The organism is Ruegeria sp. BE1, assembly GCF_056538885.1.
In genome coordinates this window covers 408467-425791 of the sequence record NZ_JBQFTY010000002.1, presented here as the reverse complement: position 1 = coordinate 425791, position 17325 = coordinate 408467, and the positions used below count along the sequence as shown (strand labels likewise).

Sequence of the window (17325 nt, the reverse complement as noted above, 5' to 3'; positions counted from 1 at the left end):
TTTTGTTATTCAGCCGGGACGCTTTGTGCGTCTCCGTTATCGCGGGCCGCGTCGATCAATGCGCGGCGCGCCAAAGCGTAATTGTCCTCGCCACCGGCACGTTTGGCGCGGCGATCGTCCAGAATACGCTCGACAGCATCCAGACGGCCCGCGCGCAGGCCGGAATCAATTGTGATGCGCTCGAATACATCACGTTGGGCGTGACTTCCACCTGCCAATTGCATTCCGTCCCGTGCATTGGACAGGAAATCAAAGGCTTGCCCGTAAAGGCCCTCGCCAAAAGCCTCAAGCCCCTTGGCGGCTGCGATGCCCGGATCGGACATGCGGATCGGGGTGTCCCCCTGATTGCGCTGCGCGTCCTTTTGGATACGCTGCAACATCTTGCCGGTCGCTTCACCGCGATTGTCGCCGGTCAGGGCCAGCAGATAGTGCAGATCGGCAAAGATCAGGCAGCCATCTTCGGTGCGCGCGGCGCTGAGGTCGGCCAGTTCCTCCCAGCGGTTGCCCACCTCGACGCCCTCAAGCTCAAGCCGTGACAGCAGCGAGGTCGCGTTCGAGATGTCGCGGTAGTCGTCGGTTTTGTCCTGGCGGATGTAGTTGTCATACAGCTCCATCACCTGATCGACCTGACCCAGGTCCAGATGCATCAGCGCCTTGTGCCACCAGACGTGGTAGCGGAAGTTGTTGCAATGGGTCCACGCATCCTCGCGCCCGGCCAGCCAGTCCAATCCCAGCTGCGCGTTGCCCGTCATTTCGTGCACGTGGGCCACGGCATGCAGGCCCCAGGCGTCATCCGACACCATCCACAGCGCCTGACGGCCTGCGATCTCGGCCTTTTCATAGGCGCCGGTCTCCTCCAGCGCGAAGGAATGGCAGCCCAGCAGGTAACCACGACCCGCATGGTCGGGTTCGTAGGCGGGCATCACACGCTCAATCGACCGGCGCATACCTGCGGCGTCGCCCAGAACAAACCGCGTTGCATGGCTCAGCTTCATCGCCAGCGTGTCCTGCGGATGAGCGCGCAAAATCTCTTCGAATTTCTGAACAGCTTGCGAGGGCAGATCGGCCAGATAAAGCCCCAGCGCATCGATATACAGACGTTCGCGGGCCGAGACCGGCTGACGCTCTGCTGCCGCATTCGCAGCATCCAGCGCATCAACCGCAACGGCGACCATCTCGCGACGACCCAGCAGAATCATGAACAGACCTTTGATGGCATGACCCAGGGCAAAATCGGGCTCAAGCTCCAGCACTTTGCCCAGATGTTGCGGGGTGGTGGCCGAATGCGCCATGAAGCCAAGCAGAACACCGTTCCACGCCTCGACACTGGCCGATTGGCTGAGGGTGTTCATCTGTCCGAAAACATCTTGTTTCATGCGTGTGGTCCGATCCATCTTAGAAAAGTCTACATTATTCGATGTAGCAGAGAGTCTGTCGGCGTCGTATCAGTATCGCCCCTGCTCTCGAATTGGTGAAATGCCGTGTGTGGAAAACTTGAAAAAAACCGCCGATTCAACGGCATGTTTCAGCAACTTGCCGCCGAATTAAGCACAGTGTTTCAATCGTCAAAGGGATTTTCGGCGTTCAGAACCGCCTGAGTATCCGCCCCGAATTCCGGCGGGGCGCTGCGATAGGTGACCGGCGTGCGCGAAAGTTTCAGTGGATTTCCGATCAGATTCACCTCGCCCGGGGTGGCTTGCATGGCAATTTGCATCTGCCGTGCGGCCACCTGATCTGTGTCGAACACCTGATCCAGCGTCTGCACCGGGCCAACGGGGACTTTGCGGGTTTCCAACTCGGCAATAACGGTGGCGGTGTTGTGGGCCTGCACGGCCGGGCGCAGCACAGCATTCAGCGCGTCGCGGTGTTCCAGCCGGGCGGGGTTGGTGGCAAAACGCTGGTCATCGGCCAAATCCGGGCGGTTGATGAAATCGCAGAACCGACGGAACTGCCCATCATTTCCAACCGCCAGAATGACGTGGCCATCCGCCGTTTCATAGACGTCATAGGGCACGATATTGGGATGCCCGTTGCCGCGCCGTTGTGGGACGTTGCCCGAGGTCAGGTAGTTCACGCCCTCATTGATCAGCCACGCGACCTGAGCGTCCACCAGCGCCAGATCAATCTGCTGGCCTTCTCCGGTCTGATCGCGGTGGCGTAGGGCCGCCAGAATACCTACGGTGGCATACATCCCGCACATCACGTCCGCGATGCCCACGCCCACTTTCATCGGCGCGCCTTCGGGATCGCCCGTCAGCGACATGATCCCGCCATAGCCCTGTGCCATCAGATCATATCCGGGTTTCGAGGCATTCGGCCCCGTCTGCCCATAGCCCGAAATCGAGCAGTAGACGAGGCCAGGCAGCTCTTGCGACAGCGCCGCGTAATCCAGCCCGTATTTCGCCAGCCCGCCAGGTTTGAAATTCTCGATCAGGATGTCGGCATGGGCCGCCAGGCGCTTGATTTCAGACTGACCTTCGGGGGTCGTGATGTCGATGGCAACGGATTTCTTGTTGCGGTTGGCCGACATGAAATACGCGCTCAGGTCCGAGCGGTTGCCCTGCGCATCCTCAACATACGGAGGGCCCCATTGCCGCGTGTCGTCACCGCCCGTTGCCGGGTTTTCGATCTTGATGACGCTTGCGCCCAGATCGCCCAGCAATTGCGTGCAGGTCGGCCCCGCCAGAATGCGGCTCAGGTCCAGTACCTTGACGCCCTTCAGTGGTCCCTCAGATCCGGCCATCATAGCCCCCACGATCGATTTCGGCAGCGATCACGGTGAAACTGTCGGCTTTGACCGCTGCATCCAGCGCCGCGCGCAGCTCTGCCCGGTTGCGCACCGTGTGGCCGTTGCCACCAAAGGCGCGGCCCATGGCGGCAAAGTCGTGACGGTCGAAATCCACGCCCCGGTTGCCCATCTGACGCTGGCGCTGTTTCAGCTCGATCAACGCAAGGCTGGCATCGACAAAGACCAGAAAGATCGGATTGCCGCCCATTTCGGCAGCGGTCGACAGCTCTCCGGCGACCATCAGGAACCCGGCATCGCCTGAGAAACTGATGACCGGGCGGTCGGGTTCGGCCAGTTTCAGACCAATCGCCATCGGTACAGCGCAGCCCATGGTGCACAGCGCCGAGGATTGGATCAGCCCGCGTTCCTCGGAACAGTCCCACATCTGGCTCAGCAAGATACGGTGCGCGCCGCTATCGGCAGTGGCCAGCGTTTCTGCGGGCAGGGCGGCTCGGGTTTCGGCGATCACGGCGGCAGGGCCCCATTCGTCGTCGGTGGGGAAAGCCTGCGCCAACGCGGCCTTGACCTGCGTTGGTTCACCGCCGGGCCATGTGGCGCGCGCCGCGTTGCCCTTGGCGATGGCCTCAAGCGTGGGGCCGGTGTCGGCCACAAGGTTCAGCCCGGCCTGATGCATGTAGTGATCATTGGCCACGGCTGAAATGTCGATGACGCGCTTTTCCTCGGGGTCCCAGATCTCGCGCCAGCCGGGGCGCATTTCAATCGGGTCATAGCCCACACAAATTACCAGATCGGATTGCTCGACCAGCGGCACCAGATGTTTGTCTGCCAAAGGCGACAGGCCCGCGCCGCCCAGGCATAGCGGGTGATCTTCGGGAACGACCCCTTTGGCCTTGTAGGTGGTCACGAAGGGGATGTTGAAATGCTCCAGAAACGCCTGCACCACGTTGCGCGAATCGTCATAGAGCACATCCAGTCCCACAATCGCGATGGGCCGTTCCGCCTGCGCCACCCAGCGGCGGGCTTTCTCAACACAGTTCCCCTCGGGCGCGACGGCGGCGATCTTGGCGCGGCGGCGGCGTTTCACACCCGACACGCGCGTATCCGCGACCGAGATCGGCACGTCGATATGCACAGGGCCGGGGCGCGGTTGGTTGGCCAGCGTCACGGCCTTGTCAGCAACAATATCGGCCCCCTGCGCCGTCAGGGTGAACGTGCCCTTGGTGATCGAGCGGTAAACCTGCGCGTGATCCATGACCTGATGGGTGTAGGTCAGCGCCTCATCCGCATCGACACATCCGGTCAGGACGATCATCGGCACCCGGTCTTGCAACGCGTTGGCCACCACATTGATCCCGTTCATCGCGCCGGGGCCAAGCGTCGCCACCAGAATCGCAGGCGCGCCGTCGCGGTGATGGACGGCCTCGGCCATGAAACCAGCGGCGTTTTCATGCTTGGTCAGGTGAAAGGTGATTCCGGCCTGTTCCAGAGCGTCGACCAGCGTCAGGACCTCACCTCCGGGCATGCCAAAGGCGTGGCGGCATCCAGCCTCATAGAGGCGTTGCGCCAAAAGGTCAGCCGCGCGGGGGGACAGGTCCTGCATCAATCAAGCTCCGGGTAATCACGTTGCAAAGCAGATTGCGGAGGACGCGCCCAGACGCAAGCAGGTTCACGTCAGTGTGACTATTTGACTGCGGATTCCGCCACTGCCTGAAACTTTGCGTCAAGTTCCGTGGCGATCTCCAGCAGGGGCTCGCCACCCTCATAAACATAGGGCGCGAACACAAAACTGGGCGTTTTGTAGGACAGGGTCGCGGTTCCGTCCTCATTTTCGGTGACATAAAAGCGGATCGGTGCTTCGATCATTGCCTGTACGGATGTTTCCAGAACCCGCACGGCATAGTCGTTGTTGAAGGCCCCGATCACCAGATTGCCGGGAATGGTGATGCCACGCGCCGCAGCGGCCTTGGTTGGCCCCGCCTGTGTGACCACGATCAGACCGTTGTCTTTCACCGCCGCCCGCGTATCCGCAACAAGCGTATCATAAGGCTTATCCGTCGGGTAGACTGCCCAGCCCGCCACTGGCTCCTGCGCCCAAACGGGCAGAGCCAGACAACAGAGCAAACCCCAAAGACCGCGCATTCGTGACACCTCCGGCAAAACACTGCGTCCTTGATGCCAGAGAACGCGGGTCTGCGCACTCACATTTCTGTGCGCTTTTGCAGCAGGTAAATATCCATGATCCAGCCATGATCGGCGCGGGCCCGGGCGCGCGTATCCAGAATGTCCTGCGCCACTTGCGCCAAAGGCCCCTTGATCAGCAATTCCTCTTTCATGCCCACATAGGCACCCCACCAGATGTCATAATCCTGCATCTCAAGGCTTTGGAACGAACACTCGCCATCCAGCATAACCGCAACTTTTGAGGTACTTGCAGGCCACCCCTCATCCCGAATGCGCCGCCCGGTCGTGACTACGTAAGGTGCACCCAGATCGTTGATCGGAATCGCATGCGCCGCCGTCAGCGCCTGCAGCGCCGTGATGCCCGGGATCACCCGCGTCTTGGGTTGCGGATAAAGACGTGAGGCGATTCTGAGCGAACTGTCATAAAGCGACGGATCGCCCCAGATCAGCAGCGCCACATGTTGCGCTTCGGGGTGGGCCTGGATCGCCTCGTGCCAGCGCACGGCAATCGCGTCATGCCATTCATCCACCCCGCGCAGATACCCGTCATCCGAGCGGCGCTTGGGGATGTCGAAATAGGCGATCCGGGGCGGCGTATCGGTGACCGTCGCAATGATCTCTTCCCGCAGCCCGGCCAGATCGGCCTTATTCTCGCCCTTGCGGGGGATCAGGATCAGGTCCGCGCCCTGAATGGCCTGCACCCCCTGCATGGTCACGTGGTCGGGGTTTCCGGTGCCGATACCGATCAGGGTCAGATCATACATCGTCAAACTCTGCCAGAGGGCCGTAAAGGATCAGCGCCGGGGCGGTGCCGATCTCATCCGCCAGTTTTTCGGACAAAGCACCAATCGTGGCGCGATGCAGTTTCTGATCAGGGGTCGAGACGGATTCTGCCATCAGCGCCGGGGTCTCCGGCGGCAGGCCGTGCGCGTGCAGGGCCTTGACCAGCAAAGGGAAAGTCCGCTTGCCCATGAATACGACGGTGGTCGCATCCGCGTCGGCCAAAGCGGTCAGGTTCAGGTCCTCGGGCAGCTTGCCGCTGACGTCGTGGCCAGTGACGAATTGCACACGCCGCGCGGTCAACCTGCGGGTCAAAGGGATGCCGGCTGCCGCCGCCGCTGCAACGGCTGAGGGGATGCCGGGGATGATCTCGTATTCGATCCGGGCTTCGCGCAGGGCCACCAGCTCTTCCTCAAGCCGCCCGAACAGCCCGCCATCACCGGATTTCAACCGCACCACGCGGGCTCCGGTCTTGGCATAGTCCACCAGCAAACGGCTGACATGGTTCTGCTTGGGCGAGGGGCGCCCGGCGCGTTTGCCAACGCCAACCAGATCGGCCTCGTCGCGCGCGTGTCCAAGAATTGGACCGCTGCTAAGGTCATCAAACAACACGGCATCGGCCTTTTGCATCCGGTCCACAGCTTTTAGCGTCAGCAATTCCGGGTCACCGGGGCCCGAGCCGATGAATGAGACGAAACCGCTCATGCCGTGGCCTCCGCGATCAGGTGAAAGAAGGTGCCGGTCACGTTGCCGCGTACTGATCCGGTCTGCGGCCCCTCGACCCCTTCGGCGTCAAAAACGCGGGCCAGTGGCGCATCCGGTTGCTCGACGATTGAGGAATAGTGGAACTCATGTCCGCGCAGGGCAGTTCCGGACGCGAACCCCGGCATCGGGGCCAAAAGTTCGGCCTTGCGATAGCCCAGGTTGAACTTGCGCTTTTCATAAGACGTAACCAGCCCCAGCAAACCGGCCATTTGATGCTGCACTCCGTCTTTGTCGACCAAAGCCTGCCCCAAAGCCATGTATCCGCCGCATTCGCCATGCACCGGTTTGGTCTCGGCATGTTTGCGTAGACCGGTCAAAAACGTCTCAGCAGCGGCCAGAGTGCCAGCATGCAATTCAGGGTATCCACCCGGCAACCAGACCAGATCGGCATCGGCTGCCGGGGCCTCATTGGCCAAAGGTGAGAAGGGGCGGATTTCGGCCCCCGCAGCGCGCCAGCCTTCCAGCAAATGCGGATAGGTGAACGAAAACGCCGCATCCCGTGCCAGCGCGATCCGCTGGGCCGGGGGCCGCGGCAGCGCGGCTGACGATGGCCCATTCGGGCCTGAGGAGGCCGCCCGCTTGATCGCCTCCAAGTCCACATGCTCGCGTAGAAATTCAGCATACCCGGCAATCGCGCTTTCCAGATCGGGGTGTTCCACCGCCTGGATCAGCCCCAGATGCCGCTCGGGCAGGGTCAGGTCGCCACGACGGGGCAGAACGCCCAGCACCGGCAGGCCCGCCCGCTCCATCCCCAGCCGGGTCAGCCGCTCATGCCGGGGGCTGGCGCAACGGTTCAGGATCACACCGGCAAAAGGCAGGTCGGGGTTGTACATTTTGAAACCCAGCGCCGTGGCCGCCGCCGATTGCGCCTGACCGCCCACATCCAGCACCAGCACCACCGGCCAGCCCATGCGCAGCGCGGTTTCGGCGCTTGATCCATGCCCCAGCTCTCCGGGCTTGGCAACGCCGTCAAACAACCCCATCGACCCTTCGGCGACCACGATATCCGCGCCCTTGGCTTGCGCAGAAATGGCGTTCAGCAATGGATCACCCATCGCCCAGCTGTCGATGTTGAACGAGGCCCGACCCGCCGCCGCCTGATGGAAGGCTGGGTCGATATAGTCCGGGCCGCTCTTGAACGGTTGAACGGTCAAACCGTCCTCGGCCAGCGCCCGCAGCAGACCCAGCATGACGGTGGTTTTGCCCGTCCCCGAAGAGGGCGCAGAAATCAAAAGGCCCGGCGGGTTCGTCATCGCGTCATTCATCCTCGGGGCTCCAGCTTGACCACGGGCTGTCGGCGCTTTGCGGGCGATAGCGGCGGTCGTAATCTTTTGAATACAGGCAGCTTTCGTCGAACCCTTCACCCGCCAGTGCCGGGCCGACCATGATCAGCGCGGTACGCGCGATGCTGTCGTCAAGCGCGTCTTTCAGAGTGTTCAGCGTCGCGCGGATGATGCGCTCATCCGGCCAGCTGGCGCGATAGACCACGGCCACCGGGCAATCGGCCCCATAGGCTGGGGTCAGGTCGGCGATCACCTTATCCAGATTGCCGATCGACAGGTGAATAGCCAGCGTCGCGCCGGTGCGGGCAAAGTTCTCCAGCGTTTCACCCTCGGGCATCGAGGACGCGCGGCCCGGCGTGCGGGTCAGAACGACCGACTGCGCCAATCCGGGCAGGGTCAGTTCCGTGCCCAAAGCTGCGGCTGCGGCGGCAAAGGACGGAACGCCGGGGGTCACGCTGACCGGGATACCCATCTCTTTCAGGCGGCGGATTTGTTCGCCCATCGCCGACCAGACCGACAGGTCGCCGGAATGCAGGCGGGCGACATCGTGACCGGCCTTATGGGCGGCGTCGATCTCGGCCATGATCTGATCCAGATCCATTGGCGCGGTGTTGATGATCTTGGCCCCCTCGGGGCAATGGCCCAAAATTTCCTCGGGCACCAATGATCCCGCATAGAGGCACACGGGGCAGGACGCGATGATGTCGCGCCCGCGCAGGGTCAGCAGGTCGGCAGCGCCCGGTCCGGCGCCGATGAAATGAACGGTCATGTCTGTCCTCCGATGGCTATGGCACAGGTGGCCAGCCGGTCGTCTGAAATCTGTCGGGGTGAGAGCAGCCGCGCACCGGAACCGGCGGCGGCAAGGGCGGATGCTTCGGCCACGCTGCCGGTGCCATAGCTGGCGCGGCTGCGGGTCGAGCAGGTGAGGGTACGCTGCCCAGCCAGATCAGCGGGCGCGATGAAATGCAGGGGCAGGGCGGTGGCGGCGGCGAATGCGGTCAGGGCGGCGTGGCCTTCCTTGTCCGCAACAGTCGCCAAGGCGCTGACGGGGTGGTCAGCGGTGGCCGCCGCAAAGGCCGCGCGCAGGCTGACCACGGTCGCGGTGGACGAAAACCCAAGGCCCGCAACGATCATAGCGTGACGCTCCACTGCACCACGGGGTAAGCCGATTTCCAACCACGCCGGGGCCCCAGCGGTGCCGACTGAGCCAGTTCAATCCGCAGCAGATCACCGCCCAGTTTCTCATGCCATTGGGCCAGTGTCGCCTCGCTTTCGAGCGTCACCGCATTGGCCACCAGTCGGGTGCCCGCCGGCAGGCTGACCTGCAGCCACTCCAGCAGCGCAGCACTCAGCCCGCCGCCGATAAAGACCACATCGGGCAGGGGCAGGCCCTTCAATGCATCGGGTGCGGTGCCGTGGATGACGTTCAGCCGATCCTGTCCCAGCGCGTCGGCATTGCGACGGATACGCTCGGCGCGATCTTCGCGGGGTTCGATCGTGGTTGCGGTCAGCGTCGGGTCACACATCAGCCATTCAATGCTGATCGACCCGGTGCCGCCGCCGATGTCCCACAGATGCTCGCCACGCTGCGGGGCCAGTGCCGAAAGGGTCAGCGCCCGGATCGGGCGTTTGGTAATCTGGCCGTCGGTCTCGAATATCTCATCCGGTTTGCCCGAGGATTTGGGCAGCGCGCGGCCCGCGCCCGCAACCTCCAGCCCGACGCAGACCGGGTGATCGAACCCACCCAGCAGGGCCTCGGTCAGTGAGACGGTGCGCGCGCGTTCGCGGGGGCCGCCAAGCGCCTCCATCACGTGCAGACGGGTGTCGGCAAAGCCGGTTTCGGTCAGGTAGGTCGCCAGTTCCGCCACCGCAGCCCCATTGCGCAGCAGCAGAATGGCGCGCAGGCCCGGTGACAGGTGCGGACGCAGCCGCGTCAGGGGCGCGGCGTGCAGGCCAAAGGTCAGCGTGGCCTCCAGCGGCCAGCCCAGCCGCGCGGCGGCCAGCGAAAAAGTCGATTGACCGGGCAGGGCCGCCCATTCGCCGGCCTCAAAATTACGCGCGATGACCGAGCCCGCACCAAACCAGAACGGATCGCCCGAGGCCAGCACCACGGTGGGTCGCCCTCGGAATTCGGTCAAAATCGGCAGGCCCTCGGCGAAGGGCACCGGCCATTCCACACGCTCGGCCCGGGTGTCGGGCACCAGTGACAGATGTCGCGGCGGCCCCATTATGATTTCCGCGCGCTCCAGCACTTGACGGCTTGCCGGTGGCAGGCCATCCAGTCCATCTTCGCCCAAGCCCAGAACGGTCAGCCACGGAGCTTCATGCATGACACACCTCCTGATCCTTGGCGGTACGACCGAGGCCAACGCCTTGGCCAAAGCTGTGGCCGAACAGGGGGTTACGGCCACCTATTCTTATGCCGGTCGCGTTGATAAACCGCGCCCGCAGCCCCTGCCGGTGCGTGTGGGCGGGTTCGGTGGCATGGACGGTCTGACCGCCTATCTGCGCGATCATACTATAACCCACGTGATCGACGCGACGCATCCTTTCGCTGCCCAAATGAGCGGCAATGCGGTGGCTGCCTGCCATCAGGCCGAGGTGCCCTTGGCCGCGCTGACCCGCCCGGCGTGGGAAGAGCAAGACGGGGATCGCTGGCAGCATGTTCCGGATATCGAAGGCGCGGTCGCCGCGCTGTCCGGTGCGCCACAGCGCGTCTTTCTGGCCGTGGGCCGGATGCATCTTGAAGAATTCGCGGCCCAGCCCCAGCATCGCTATTTGCTGCGGCTGGTCGATGAACCCGGCGCTCTGCCCTTGCCGAACTGCGATGTCGTCGTTTCGCGTGGGCCGTTCTCGGTGGCCGATGATCAGGCGCTGATGCAGCGCCATGGGATCCAATTGGTCGTGTCCAAGAACGCAGGCGGCTCTGGCGCGCGCGCCAAGCTGGACGCGGCGCGGGCGCTGGGCCTGCCGGTGCTGATGATCGACCGTCCGGCCCTGCCGCAGCGGACCGAGTTGTCGAGTGTCGCACAGGTTCTGGACTGGCTGGCTCATTCAGGGGTGAACCTCGGGGTGTAGACGATCGGGGCGCCGTCACGCTCGATCACGCGGGTCAGGGACGACCCAACGATCACAACCGTTTGCATGTCAGCCATCTCGGGCGTTGCCTCGGCAAGGGTCGAAATGCGGATCGCTTCATCCGCGCGCGACACGGCACGGGCGAACAGGATCAGGCGTTCGGGCTCGCATTCTTCCCGCAGGATTTCCAGCGTCTTTACAAAGCCTTCCGGGCGGGATTTCGAACGCGGGTTATAAAACGCCATCGCGAAATCTGCCTGTGCCGCCAGCCGCAGACGTTTCTCGATCAGGGGCCAAGGCTTGAGGTTGTCACTGAGGTTGATAGCACAGAAATCATGCCCCAAAGGCGCACCCGCACGGGCAGATGCGGCCAGCATCGCGGTGATGCCGGGCAGAACATCAATGGGAGTGTTGCGCCACTCGGACGGGCCATTCTCTAGCGCTTCAAACACCGCCGCCGCCATTGCAAACACGCCGGGATCGCCCGAGGAGACCACGACAACACGCTTGCCTTCAGCCGCCATTTGCAGCGCATGCTGCGAGCGGTCGATCTCAACCCGGTTGTCACTGGCGTGCAGGGTCAGGCCCGGACGTTCAGCCACGCGGGCGACGTAAGGAATATAGCCCACGATGTCTGTCGACTCGGCCAAAGCCGCTGAAACTTCGGGCGTCACCAGATCTTCGTTGCCCGGGCCCAGGCCCGCGATCTTGACCCAGCCGCTCATGGCCGCCGCCCCTGACCATGCACGATGATGATCGAGAAATAAGGGGTAACCTTCTCGCACGCTTCGGACAGCTTTGTGACCGTCTGGTTCGGCATTTGCGCGAACTCGACAATCCATGCACGGTCGTAAAGGCCCGCCGTTTTCAGCGCACGTTTCACCTTGTCGATATTGCGCCCGATCTTCATCACGACCAGAGCATCCGTCTGCGCCATACGCTCTGCCAGAGTGTCCTCGGGCAGGGTGCCAACCAGCACGGTCAACACATCGTCGCCCCACGTGATCGGGTCGCCCGTCGCGGTCCACGCCCCCGACATGCCGGTGATGGCTGGCACGACTTCGACATCAGATTGGTCACGTAAGCGACTGTAAAGATGCATGAAAGACCCGTAGAAAAACGGATCACCTTCACACAGGACCACGACATCCTCACCTTGATCCGACAGCCTCTTCAGATGCGCCGCACAGTCTTCGTAGAAAGCCGAAAGCAATGCGTTATAGCGCGGATCCGACAGCGGAATTTCGGTAGTGACCGGGTATTCCATGGGAAATTCGATGGCGTCACCGGGGATCATCCCGTTGACGATCTTGCGCGCCTGACCGCTGCGGCCCGGTTTGCGAAAGAAGGCCACGTGGCGCGCGTTGCGCAGCAGCCGATCCGCCTTGACGCTCATCAGGTCGGGATCGCCGGGGCCTAGGCCCACGCCATAGATGGTGCCGCCGCTCATTCTGCGCGGCTCGCGATGGCGTTGACGGCGGCTACGGTGATGGCGCTGCCGCCCAGGCGGCCTTTGACGATGCAAGAGGGCACAGGCTGCGCCTCCCACAGGGCATCCTTGGATTCAACCGCGCCGACAAAGCCCACGGGGCAGCCGATGATTGCGGCGGGGCGCGGGCAATCGGGGTCTTCCAGCATGTTCAACAGGTGGAACAGGGCGGTCGGCGCGTTGCCGATAGCGACCACAGCGCCCTCAAGGTGCGGGCGCCACAGCTCCAGCGCGGCGGCTGAGCGCGTATTGCTCATTTCAGCGGCCAGAGGGCGGACACGTTCGTCATGCAGGGTACAGATTACCTCGTTATCGGTGGGCAGGCGGAACCGTGTCACGCCTTCGCTGACCATGCGCGCATCGCACAGGATGGGTGCGCCATTTTCCAACGCAGTGCGGGCGGCGGCCACAAAACCGGGCGAGAAATGGACGAATTCCTCAAGCCCGACCATGCCAGCGGCGTGGATCATGCGGACGGCAACCTGCTCCTCGTCCGCGTCGAACCGGGCTAGGTCGGCCTCGGACCGGATGGTGGCAAAGCTTTCCTTATAGATCGCCGCGCCATCGGTTTCATAAGTGTAGGGCATCAGGTGAAGTCCATGTTCATCAGTGTTTCTTCGGTCAGGCCGTGCTGGCAGGGCTCATCCCCTGCGCGGCCCTGTTTGACAAGATCAAATCGCCCTTCATGGCCGATCAATGTGACATCGGCAGCCCCCATTCGGGCGCATCCCTTGGAACAGCCCGAGACATGCAGGCTGCCGGGAACGCGTGCCGCCAGCGCGCGGGCAATCGCGCGGGTTTCCACCTGCGCCTGCGGGCAGTATGGCGCGCCGGGGCAGGCGTCCGTGGTCATAAGCGGGTCAGAGCCATTCGTGACGAAGGCCGGGGCGGGTATCGCCGCCGCGCCTTCCAGCAGGATCAGCCGCCACGGTGTGACACGCAGGGCCTTGGCACCGCTGTGTTCAACCAACTCTCGCAGCGGGCGCGCAGGCAGCTGCCCGAAGGCCGCGCCATAGAGCACACCCTGATCACAATTGCCCGGTTGCAGAGGTGATCCCAACCGACCTGAGGTGCTGCCCTGCCATTCCTGCGGAAGGGCCTCGACCACGCGTGCCATGCGGCGGGCTTCGGGCGTGTAGGTGCGGGCAAACCACTCGGCCAGAGCGATCAGGTAATCGATGGCCTCGGCTTCCTCTGCCGCCATTCCGCTATCAGCCCCGTCAGCACGCAGGATCAGGCCATTCGGGCCAGTCTCCAATCGAATATCCGCCGAGTCCCCGGCCAGCAGGCGCTCGGGCCCGGTGTCGATGGCAAAGCCGAACTTGGCGGGCAGCGCAGGCAGTTCGGCCAGCCGGTCGATCAACGCCTGCGCCAACCGCGCGGTCAAATCGCCCGAGCGATACAGCGGTGAGACCAGAATGTTCCGACGCACTTCGATGCCCGGTTCGGCATCCAGCAGGTTCAGCGCGGCGAGTTCAGCCAGCAACGGCTGATGGTCCGCCTCGGCCACGCCCCGCAGTTGCAGGTTGGCGCGGTTGGTCAGATCGATTGTGCCATTGCCGAAGCGGTCCGCCAGATTGCACAGACCCACAGCCTGTTCCGCCGTCAATCGCGCCAGCCGGGGGCGTACGCGCACGACCAGCCCATCGCCGGACATCATTGGTCGGTGCGCACCGGGGCACCAGCCCTGAACGACCGGAGCAGTCATCGCAAGCCCTCAAGTTCCGCACGGATTGAATTCCGGCGCGTGTTCCAAAGCCCTGCCTCCAGCAACGCTCGGAACCGGTCCTGCATGGCCTGATGGGCCTTTGGGTTGGCCTCGGCCAAAAAGGCTTCCACGTCTTCATTGCCCAGTGTCGCATCGTGGTACAGGTCGAAGAGATGCGGTGCTACCGTGCCCGACAGATGCGCAAACGAGGCCATGTGATCCAGCGTTGCCGCAATCTCGGCCGCACCCCGGAACCCGTGGCGTTGCATCCCGGCGATCCAGCCGGGATTGGCCGCACGGGCATGGACCACGCGGCTGATCTCCTCGGGCAACGTGCGGGCCCGAGGATTTTCCGGGTTGGTATTGTCCAGATGATACAGCTGCGCGGTGCCGCCAGTGATCTTTTTGGCAGCGGCAAACCCGGCCTCATGGGTGGCATAGTCATTGGCCAGCAGCAGATCGGTTTCGGTCAGGTCCTGAAGGTGGACAAAGCTGTCGGCGTTGGCGACGCGCTGTTTGATCCCGTCCTTGTCCTGCGCGATATGCTCGCCCTCAAGCGCAAAGGAACTGGCGTTGAGCCACGCTTCGCCCGCCTGTGCGCGGGCCTCGTCGGTGTAGACCTCTGACAATTGGGTCATGTTCACGCCATAGCTGCCGGGGGCGGGGCCATAGACACGGGCTGCTGGTTCCTGACCGGCATAGGGGTTCCAGTCTGCGGCCTCATCCCGCGTAGCCAATGCCCGGATCGCCTGACCATACAGCGCCGAGAGCGTCGGAAACACGTCGCGGAACAGGCCTGAGACCCGTAGGGTTACGTCCAGTCGCGGGCGGCTGAGGTCGGTGATCGGCAGAACCTCGATGCCTGAAACCCGCTCGGACCCTTTATCCCAGATCGGTTTGACGCCCAGCAAGTGCAGCGCCATGGCGAATTCCTCACCCGCCGTGCGCATTGTGGCCGAGCCCCAAAGGTCGACGATCAGCCCTTTGGGATAGTCGCCTTCCTCTTGCAGATGTCTCCGCACCAATTCTTCGGCCAGTTTCACGCCTTGGGTATATGCCGCGCGGGTCGGGACCGAGCGCGGGTCCGTGGTATAGAGGTTCCGCCCCGTCGGCAGCACGTCCGAACGCCCGCGATAAGGCGAACCGGACGGACCGGCCTCAATCCGTTTGCCTGCCAGCGCAGCCAGCAAGCCCTCGCGCTCGGCATGGGCCGACGGCGCGGGGTCGAAATTGCCGGTGACTTGCGGAACCCGGCCAAAGATGTGCAGCCCGTCGCCGAACTGGCTTTCCTTGATGTCGCAGACAAAGCGGTCGATACGGGTGATCGCCTCGGCGGTGCAGGTGGCCTGATCCAGCCCCAGATCGCTTTCCAGCCCGATGGCCTGCGCCTCATCCCGGATGTCTTCCTGCAGCCGGTCGCGGCGTTTGGGGTCTAGTCCGTCGGCGTTCGAGAATTCGTCCAGAAGTGACTCCAACCGCACCATCCGGTCGGGCGTACCGCTTTCCTTCAGCGCGGGCGGGATATGGCCCAGCGTCACAGCTCCGATCCGGCGTTTGGCTTGCGCGGCTTCGCCGGGGTCGTTGACGATAAACGGATAGATGACGGGCAGATCGCGGATCAGCACTTCGGGCCAGCAATCAGCGGACAGGGCGACCGATTTACCCGGCAACCATTCCAGCGTGCCATGCGCGCCGATATGGATCAGCGCATCTGCGCCGAGGCTTTTGCGCAGCCACAGGTAAAAGGCCACATAGCTGTGGCGCGGGGTGCGGGACAGATCGTGATAGTCGTCATCGCGCAGCTCGGGCGTGCCGCGCTCGGGTTGCAGCGCGATCAGAGCTTTGCCGCGACGCAGGGCAGTGAAATGCAACGCACCGTCCGAGAATGCCGGGTCGTCTTCGGGGTTGCCCCAGACAGTTTGCAGATCCAACTGCAAGTTCTCGGGCAATTCGGCCAGTGCGGTCAGGTATTCTGACAGCGGCCACGAAAGCCGCGCGTCCAGCAGAGACTCAGAAATCGGTTCGGCGGGCGCGGTGTCATAGCCTTCGGCCTGCAAGTCGGACAGCATCGCCTCGGCAGAGGCCAGTGCGTCCAGACCTACGGCATGGGCCATTTGCCAGTCTTTGCCGGGATAGGTGGACAGCACCAGGGCAGGGATTTGATCCACCTTGGGCGCATCTGACAGGTTCAGCCAGCCAGTGACCCGGTCCAGAATCGCCTCGATCCGTTCGGGTTCAGCCCGGTGGGCAAAGCGCGAATACTCCAGATGCGGATCGCGCTTACCCGGTTCCTTGAACGAAGCGATGCCCGCCGAAATACGCCCGTCCACCTCGGGCAGCACCACGTGCATGGCAAGGTCGGCGGGCGACAGACCCCGTTCGGCCTCGGCCCAGGCTTTGCGGCGCGAGGTGGCCAGCGCGACCTGAAACACAGGAACATTGCCTGCATCAAGGGGCGAAGTGCCCGACGCGCCTTTGCCCGAAAAAGACGTGGCGTTGATGATTGCCGATGGTTTCAGTGCGGTGATGTTTTCCCGCAGCCACTCGGCAGCTGCCGGCGCTTTCAGCGATGGCGCGAACATGCCAACCGCATTGAACCCACGGTCACGCAGGCTGCGGATCAAAGCCGCAACGGGCGCGGTGTCGGCGGATGTCAGATAGGCGCGGTAGAAGGTCACAAGGATGCGTTTGGCATCGCCAGAGAACGCTTCATCCATCGGAATCACGCCGCGATCCGGGCACCATGCACCGCATTCGGGGATGGTTTTCGCACCCATCACCGGCCCGGCATAAAGCCCGGCGGCCAATGCCATTTGCGCCAGCGCGGCCTGCGCTGCAACTTCGCCACCCGTGTCACACAGATGCGCCAGACGGCGCAGGGTTGAGACGGGCAGGGTGGAAAACTCATCCAATCGTGTATCTTCGCGCCCATCGGCGGGCAGGACGGCCAGAGCCAATCCCTTGGCCTGCGCCAGCGCCAGAACCTGCTGCAACCCGTAGGCCCAATAGGGCACCCCGCCGATCAGACGGATCAGGATGCCCTTTGCCCCCTCCAACGTCTGTTCGACATAGGTGTCAACGGACAGGGGATGTTTCAGCGCCGTCAGATTGGCCAGCCGCATTGTCGGCATGCGCCCTTCGGGCCCGCCACCGCGATGCCAGCCCGCCGCAAAAGCGCCAAGGTCGCTGTCCGAAAAGGACAGCACCACCAAATCCGCAGGGCTCTGGCCCAGATCGGTTGGGGTTTCGGTTTCCTCTAACCCGTGGCTTTCGCGAAAGACGACGTGCATGG

16 protein-coding genes are annotated in these 17325 nt (G+C 63.4%); 1 reads left to right on the top strand and 15 read right to left on the bottom strand.

Going from position 1 to position 17325, the window contains the following annotated elements; translation table 11 throughout:
• Nucleotides 1–5 precede the first annotated feature (5 nt).
• The 10 genes from ACR0J5_RS08360 to cbiE form a co-directional block, all read right to left on the bottom strand.
• Entirely contained in the window at nt 6–1376 is a 1371-nt protein-coding gene (locus tag ACR0J5_RS08360; RefSeq protein ID WP_480652239.1) for a tetratricopeptide repeat protein, read from the bottom strand.
• A gap of 182 nt (nt 1377–1558) precedes the next feature.
• Nucleotides 1559–2743, bottom strand: coding sequence for a CaiB/BaiF CoA transferase family protein (locus ACR0J5_RS08355; RefSeq protein ID WP_480652238.1), 1185 nt, complete (start codon nt 2741–2743; stop codon nt 1559–1561).
• Nucleotides 2730–4349 carry a thiamine pyrophosphate-binding protein gene (locus ACR0J5_RS08350; RefSeq protein WP_480652236.1) on the bottom strand — a complete coding sequence of 540 codons (1620 nt, stop codon included), beginning with the start codon at nt 4347–4349 and terminating at the stop codon, nt 2730–2732. Before ACR0J5_RS08350 ends, ACR0J5_RS08355 begins: the two co-directional genes overlap by 14 nt.
• A gap of 80 nt (nt 4350–4429) precedes the next feature.
• Nucleotides 4430–4888 (bottom strand): DUF302 domain-containing protein, encoded by a 459-nt coding sequence (locus ACR0J5_RS08345; RefSeq protein WP_480652234.1) that lies wholly within the window; start codon nt 4886–4888, stop codon nt 4430–4432.
• Nucleotides 4889–4947: 59 nt separating this feature from the next.
• Nucleotides 4948–5694, bottom strand: a complete 747-nt coding sequence (gene cobF / locus ACR0J5_RS08340) for a precorrin-6A synthase (deacetylating) (protein ID WP_480652232.1) — start codon at nt 5692–5694, stop codon at nt 4948–4950.
• Nucleotides 5687–6415, bottom strand: coding sequence for a uroporphyrinogen-III C-methyltransferase (gene cobA / locus ACR0J5_RS08335; protein ID WP_480652230.1), 729 nt, complete (start codon nt 6413–6415; stop codon nt 5687–5689). The genes cobF and cobA overlap by 8 nt, the downstream gene beginning before the upstream one ends.
• Nucleotides 6412–7740, bottom strand: coding sequence for a cobyrinic acid a,c-diamide synthase CobB (locus tag ACR0J5_RS08330; protein ID WP_480652228.1), 1329 nt, complete (start codon nt 7738–7740; stop codon nt 6412–6414). The genes cobA and ACR0J5_RS08330 overlap by 4 nt, the downstream gene beginning before the upstream one ends.
• A complete protein-coding gene (gene cobM / locus ACR0J5_RS08325) occupies nt 7733–8527 on the bottom strand; it encodes a precorrin-4 C(11)-methyltransferase (RefSeq protein WP_480652226.1) in 795 nt (264 codons plus the stop codon). Before cobM ends, ACR0J5_RS08330 begins: the two co-directional genes overlap by 8 nt.
• Nucleotides 8524–8892 carry a cobalamin biosynthesis protein gene (locus ACR0J5_RS08320; protein ID WP_480652224.1) on the bottom strand — a complete coding sequence of 123 codons (369 nt, stop codon included), beginning with the start codon at nt 8890–8892 and terminating at the stop codon, nt 8524–8526. The genes cobM and ACR0J5_RS08320 overlap by 4 nt, the downstream gene beginning before the upstream one ends.
• On the bottom strand, nt 8889–10088 hold the full coding sequence (gene cbiE, locus ACR0J5_RS08315) for a precorrin-6y C5,15-methyltransferase (decarboxylating) subunit CbiE (RefSeq protein WP_480652222.1): 1200 nt from the start codon (nt 10086–10088) through the stop codon (nt 8889–8891). Before cbiE ends, ACR0J5_RS08320 begins: the two co-directional genes overlap by 4 nt.
• Between cbiE and ACR0J5_RS08310 the strand changes: the two genes are divergently transcribed.
• Complete coding sequence (locus ACR0J5_RS08310) at nt 10087–10836, top strand: cobalt-precorrin-6A reductase (RefSeq protein WP_480652220.1); 750 nt, start codon at nt 10087–10089, stop codon at nt 10834–10836. The genes cbiE and ACR0J5_RS08310 overlap by 2 nt on opposite strands.
• Here the strand turns inward: ACR0J5_RS08310 and cobJ are convergent.
• From cobJ to cobN, 5 genes are read right to left on the bottom strand one after another with little or no spacing between them, the layout of a single operon-like run.
• Complete coding sequence (cobJ, locus tag ACR0J5_RS08305; protein WP_480652218.1) at nt 10809–11561, bottom strand: precorrin-3B C(17)-methyltransferase; 753 nt, start codon at nt 11559–11561, stop codon at nt 10809–10811. The two genes, ACR0J5_RS08310 and cobJ, sit on opposite strands and share 28 nt — an antisense overlap.
• On the bottom strand, nt 11558–12286 hold the full coding sequence (locus ACR0J5_RS08300) for a precorrin-2 C(20)-methyltransferase (protein ID WP_480652216.1): 729 nt from the start codon (nt 12284–12286) through the stop codon (nt 11558–11560). The genes cobJ and ACR0J5_RS08300 overlap by 4 nt, the downstream gene beginning before the upstream one ends.
• Nucleotides 12283–12912, bottom strand: a complete 630-nt coding sequence (locus tag ACR0J5_RS08295) for a precorrin-8X methylmutase (RefSeq protein WP_480652214.1) — start codon at nt 12910–12912, stop codon at nt 12283–12285. Before ACR0J5_RS08295 ends, ACR0J5_RS08300 begins: the two co-directional genes overlap by 4 nt.
• Entirely contained in the window at nt 12912–14033 is a 1122-nt protein-coding gene (gene cobG, locus ACR0J5_RS08290; protein WP_480652212.1) for a precorrin-3B synthase, read from the bottom strand. Before cobG ends, ACR0J5_RS08295 begins: the two co-directional genes overlap by 1 nt.
• Nucleotides 14030–17323: a cobaltochelatase subunit CobN gene (cobN, locus tag ACR0J5_RS08285; protein ID WP_480652210.1), complete on the bottom strand. Its 3294-nt coding sequence runs from the start codon at nt 17321–17323 to the stop codon at nt 14030–14032. Before cobN ends, cobG begins: the two co-directional genes overlap by 4 nt.
• Nucleotides 17324–17325 lie beyond the last annotated feature (2 nt).